Annotated in this window: 4 protein-coding genes; 3 read left to right on the top strand and 1 reads right to left on the bottom strand. The window is 75.0% G+C overall.

The annotated features are described in order from the left end of the window. Nucleotides 1-238 precede the first annotated feature (238 nt). Nucleotides 239-1,660, bottom strand: coding sequence for a hypothetical protein (locus tag GCU60_RS16320; RefSeq protein WP_163207161.1), 1,422 nt, complete (start codon nucleotides 1,658-1,660; stop codon nucleotides 239-241). A 213-nt stretch (nucleotides 1,661-1,873) separates the two neighbouring features. On the opposite strand from GCU60_RS16320, the gene GCU60_RS16325 reads away from it, so the two are divergent. The 3 genes from GCU60_RS16325 to GCU60_RS16335 all read left to right on the top strand — a co-directional run bounded on the left by GCU60_RS16325 (nucleotide 1,874) and on the right by GCU60_RS16335 (nucleotide 4,515). Next, nucleotides 1,874-2,911: a lipase gene (locus GCU60_RS16325; protein WP_163207163.1), complete on the top strand. Its 1,038-nt coding sequence runs from the start codon at nucleotides 1,874-1,876 to the stop codon at nucleotides 2,909-2,911. Between the two features lie 117 nt (nucleotides 2,912-3,028). Continuing rightward, nucleotides 3,029-3,475: a hypothetical protein gene (locus GCU60_RS16330; RefSeq protein ID WP_163207165.1), complete on the top strand. Its 447-nt coding sequence runs from the start codon at nucleotides 3,029-3,031 to the stop codon at nucleotides 3,473-3,475. Next, nucleotides 3,472-4,515 (top strand): hypothetical protein, encoded by a 1,044-nt coding sequence (locus GCU60_RS16335; RefSeq protein WP_163207168.1) that lies wholly within the window; start codon nucleotides 3,472-3,474, stop codon nucleotides 4,513-4,515. The genes GCU60_RS16330 and GCU60_RS16335 overlap by 4 nt, the downstream gene beginning before the upstream one ends. The last annotated feature ends 149 nt before the right edge of the window (nucleotides 4,516-4,664 follow it).

Below are 4,664 nucleotides of genomic sequence, written 5' to 3' on the forward strand. Positions count from 1 at the left end.
AATGGATGCCGTCAGACAGCTCCACCCGACCCGGAGGTCGCTCCCACGTCAACAACGGTCCTGCTCAGTACAACTAGGCCGAGGAGCTCGATCGGTCACAACGGGTGAGAAAGCTCGCCAGTCCGGACCGCTACGTCGACGGCTGAGGCCCGCGGTTCCTGCGCGGATACGCATCGGTGCAGTTCTGGGGGCAGCGACAACCGCTCGCGTACGCATCCGAGCGTGAACCGAGGACCGCTCAGCCCCACCAGGGGAGCTCGGCGTCGAGGATCTCCTCGGAGTGGTCGGCGACGAGGTCACGGATTTCCGGCGCTTCCCGCTGCAACCGGGCCACCACCTCCTCGGGCGTCTCCTCGTAGCTCCAGTCGTCGATCTCCACGGTCACCAGCACTTCGCCGCGGGTGGTCGCCGCCGTGATCTGCGTGAGCTTCTCGTTCCAGACCGCGGAGCTGCCGTCGGCCAGCACCAGCTCCCCGCCCTCGCCCTCGTAGAGGTCCCGGACGACGTCCGCCTCCTCCGCGAGCCAGAGGGTCGCGGCCCTCTCGGCGTCGGCCGCGGTCGGGTACACGGTCACGTCCGCGAAGACGTCGAGCAGGCCCAGGTCGTAGTCGCGGTTCTCGTTGGCGATGCGCGACCGCAGCGGCTGCGCGACGCCGTCGTCCGGACTCGCGAAGTACGGGTGCTCCGTCCCGCCGTCGCGCACCCAGAACGGCGACAGGCCGTACTTCGCGGCCCCGGGGATCGTCAGCGTCGTCCGCGTGCCGCCGGCGGTGGCCTCGTCGGCGACCACCCAGGCGCCGGCGGTCGTGGCGAGCACGGCGGCCACCGTCGTCCAGACCACGGCCAGAGCACTGGTCCGCCGCGGACGCGACCGGCGCCAGCGCCGTCGCGCGGCAGCGCGTTTCGCCTGCGCACGGATCAGGAACACCGCCCCGACCAGCGCCCCCAGGGACAGCAGACCGGTGAGCAGCCAGATGAACCAGCCGCCCGTGCTGATCTTCCACGCGCGGTTGGCGTCCGGCGGGTAGACGCCGTAGCGGTCACCGTCGGCGGGGTCGCCCTCGGCGATCGCCTCGCCGGCCGGGGTGTCCAGGAAGTAGTTGAGGCCCCCACCGCGCCCCGAGCTCTCCTCTGAGCGGGTGACGTAGGTGTCCTCCCCGACGGTGAGCACCAGGCCGGCACCGCTCAGGGCACGCAGCCCCTGGTAGCTCTGGACGGCGACCCCCACGCCGACCAGCAGCAGGGCCACGATCCCGACGACCGCTGCCACGGACACCGGCTTCGGCCCGCCGCCACGGTTCCACCGGAACAGCGGCGCCGTCTCGGCCGCCTCGCGCCCGCCGGGGAGGAACCGCAGCGCCCACGCCGCGAGGAGAAGGACGACGGCCGGGATCCCGAGGATCACCGGCAGCAGCAGGCCCCACTTCTCCGCGATCCGGTTGGCGACGTCGTCGGAGCCGGCATTCCTTCCCGTCGCGAAGGCCAGGCCGAGGATCAACGGGAAGAGGATGAGGATGAGGAACAGCGCGGCGCGCTGCAGCCCGCTGCGTGCCCGGGCGAGCCCGCTCGCCGCCGGAGCGGACGGGGCGACCACGTCCACGGGAGCGGCGCGGGGTCCCCGACGGCGCCACTTCTTCGAGCGGCTCCTCGGCTGGTTCATCCCGTCACGACCATCGGCGAACGGACCCCCGTGCCCCACGCGTGTGCCGAACCACGGCCGCGAACCCTAATGCGCTGCCTGCTGCGCCCTGGGCCGGCGGCACCCTCGCTGTGGACAGGCCGTTGCCGACTCGTGCTCCGTGACGCCGGGCACAGTCGCTCGTTGAGCTCTCGAGACCGCGCCACCTCGGCGCGTCCGACGGCAGGAGTGCTCGTGCGCGCAGGTCGATCCCGTCTGCTGATGGCCGCAACGGCCGCCCTCGTCGTCCTCGTCGGTGGGGGCACGGCCGCGGCCACGCCCCCGAAGGCCCCGGCGACGGGTGAGTTCGCGCCGGTGGACCGGCCCGGACCGCGGCTGAGCGTCCCCGCCGAGCAGCTGGCCGCGAGCCTGTCCTGCAACGGCTCGCTGCACCGGCTCCAGCAGGACCCGGTCCTCCTGGTGCCCGGGACGACGCTGACGCCCGAGGTCAACTTCGGCTGGAACTACATGCGGGCCTTCGACCAGATGGGCCTGCGGTGGTGCGCGGTCACGCTGCCCTTCGACGCGACCGGCGACATCCAGGTCGCCGCCGAGCACGTCGTCTCCGCGCTGCGCACGATGGCCAAGAAGTCCGGCCGCGACGTCGACGTCGTCGGCTACAGCCAGGGCGGCATGGTGCCGCGCTGGGCGCTGCGGTTCTGGCCGGACACCCGCGCGCTCGTCGACGACGTCATCGGCCTGAGCCCCTCCAACCACGGCACCGTCGTCGCCGACGTCGCCTGCCAGCGCGACTGCACCCCGGCCAACCACCAGCAGGCCTCGCAGTCGGCGTTCATGCGGGCCCTCAACAGCGGAGTCGAAACCTTCCCCGGCATCGACTACACGGCCGCCTACACCTGGACCGACGAGATCGTCGTCCCCAAGACCCCGCCGAAGCCGAGCTCCGCCCTGCGCGCGGACGGCGGCCGGGTCGCCAACATCGCGTTGCAGGAGGTCTGCGGGCTCAACGCGGCCGACCACTTCGCCATCGGCAGCTTCGACCCGGTCGGCTACGCGATCGTCGTGGACGCGCTGACCCACGACGGGCCCGCGGCGCGCGAGCGCATCCCGCTGGCCGCGTGCGTCCAGGGCACCCACCCCGGGGTCGATCGGACGACGTTCCCGCAGGACTTCCTCGGCATGGTCCGCTACGCCGGCGACAGCAGCGGGGACGCCCCCAAGACCGCGGACGAGCCCCCGCTGCGGCCCTACGTGTACGCCGCCCGCCGCTGACCCAGCCGGGTCTCCGGCGGGGCGGAGGTGACTACGCGTCACGGAGGGGTGGACCGGTTCCCCTGGTCGGGTGACGCGAGCTGTCGGTAGCGGGAGCCGGGCACCTACGTTCCGGAGGTGACCGCCGGGAAGCCTGCTCTGCTCGGTGCGCTGGCACTCCTCCTCTGCCTCCCGGCATGCACGGCCGCAGAGCCGGCCGAGCCGCAGACGCAGTCGGCTGCGTCCGACTACACCCCGCCCGCCGGGGCCCCCGCGCTCTGCGCCGACCTCCTGCGCGCCGGCCACTTCGCCGACATCCCGCCCGCCGTGGGCCGGCTCGTCGCCGGTGTCGACGTCGTGGACGCCCGCAGCCGGCTGGCGGCCGCCCGCGGCGAGCTCCGGTCGCTGGCGTCGGGCCTCCTGCCCGGTGAATGGCCCGAGCTCCGGACAGCCGTCGACGAGATGATCGACGCGATGGCGGGGGTGCTCGACCCACCGGTCGACGACGCCGACCGGGCCCGGCTCCTGGCCGGCGTGGACCAGCTCGTCGCCCAGACCCAGACGGTCTGCGAGTTCTCGGCGTGAAGCGCGCAGGGGCTCTCGTCGTCGCGGTCACCGCGTGCCTGCTCGGTCTGCCGGCCGTCGCCGTCGCCGGGCCGGCATCCGATCTCTGCACCGGCCCGGCCGACCCCTCGCTGATCCCGGGCGACTTCGTGGTCGAGGGCTGCGTCGAGCCGGGCGCCCTGACCGTGCGCAACAGCCTCGCCGTCCCGGTGACCGTGCGGGTGTCCGGCGACCTGGGACCCGCGGAGGACCGCCGGCTCGGCGGCGGGCCCGCCGCGGCGGCCGTCCGGCTGCTGCCCGAGGAGGGCCGGGTCCTGGCCCCCGGCGACGTGGTGCGCTGGCCGCGCGGTGCCGGTGCCGCCGAGCTCGCCGTCACGCCGCTGCAGCACCCGGCCGCGGAGCCGGTGCTGGCGGCGCTCGCCGGCCTCCGGACCGGCCTGGCCGGCACGCCGGGGGAGCGGGACCGCACACTGGCCGCGCTGTCCGGCGACGTCGCCGCCTCCCTCACGGCATGGGCCGGATGCGCCGAGGGCCGCGGCGTCGTCGAGCGCATGGCCTGCGACCTGCGTACGGCCGACGCGATCGGCCAGCTGCTCGCCGAGCGGCTGCCGCAGGGCGTCCGCTCGGACGCCGCAGCCGTCACCCTCGAGCCCGTCCGTTGGGCGGAGTGGGTCGCGGCGGCCGAGGTCGCCCGCACGACGGCGGGCACCGGGACGACCCGGCTCGTGCAGCAGGCGCCCCCGCCGCCACCCGCACCCGAGCCCGCGCCGGTCGTCCCCGCGCCGTCCCCGGAGCCGCGCCCTGCGCCGCGGCCCGCGCCGGCTCCCGCGCCGCCCCAAGCGCCGGCTCCTGCACCGGCTCCTGCGCCGCCGCCCGCCGTCGTGCCCGCCCCGCCGCCCCTGCCGGTGCCGGCACCGGTCGTCGACCCGCGCGCCGAGTTCCAGCGGTGGCTGCAGGAGCTCACCGCCCGTATCGAGCTCGAACGGGAACGAGCCCGCGAGCAGGACCGGGACCGCGATCAGGACAAGGACCGCGACCGCGGCGGGCGCTGGGGCGACTGAGCCCGCTCAGCTCCACCGCGGCAGGTGGACCGGAGGCCCCGTGGGCCGCCGGTCCACCTGCCGCGCCGCGGTAGGTCAGGCGCCGCGCTCGACCTCGGCCTGCACGACGCCGCGCACCGCCCGCAGCAGCGACTCGTCGGAGGTGTCGC

Source organism: Blastococcus saxobsidens (assembly GCF_010682065.1).
In the GTDB taxonomy this organism is placed as follows: domain Bacteria; phylum Actinomycetota; class Actinomycetes; order Mycobacteriales; family Geodermatophilaceae; genus Blastococcus; species Blastococcus saxobsidens_B.

Bases quoted from the DNA above. Each gene is read 5' to 3' on its own strand.
- GCU60_RS16320 (WP_163207161.1), bottom strand. From the start codon at position 1,660: ATGAACCAGCCGAGGAGCCGCTCGAAGAAGTGGCGCCGTCGGGGACCC.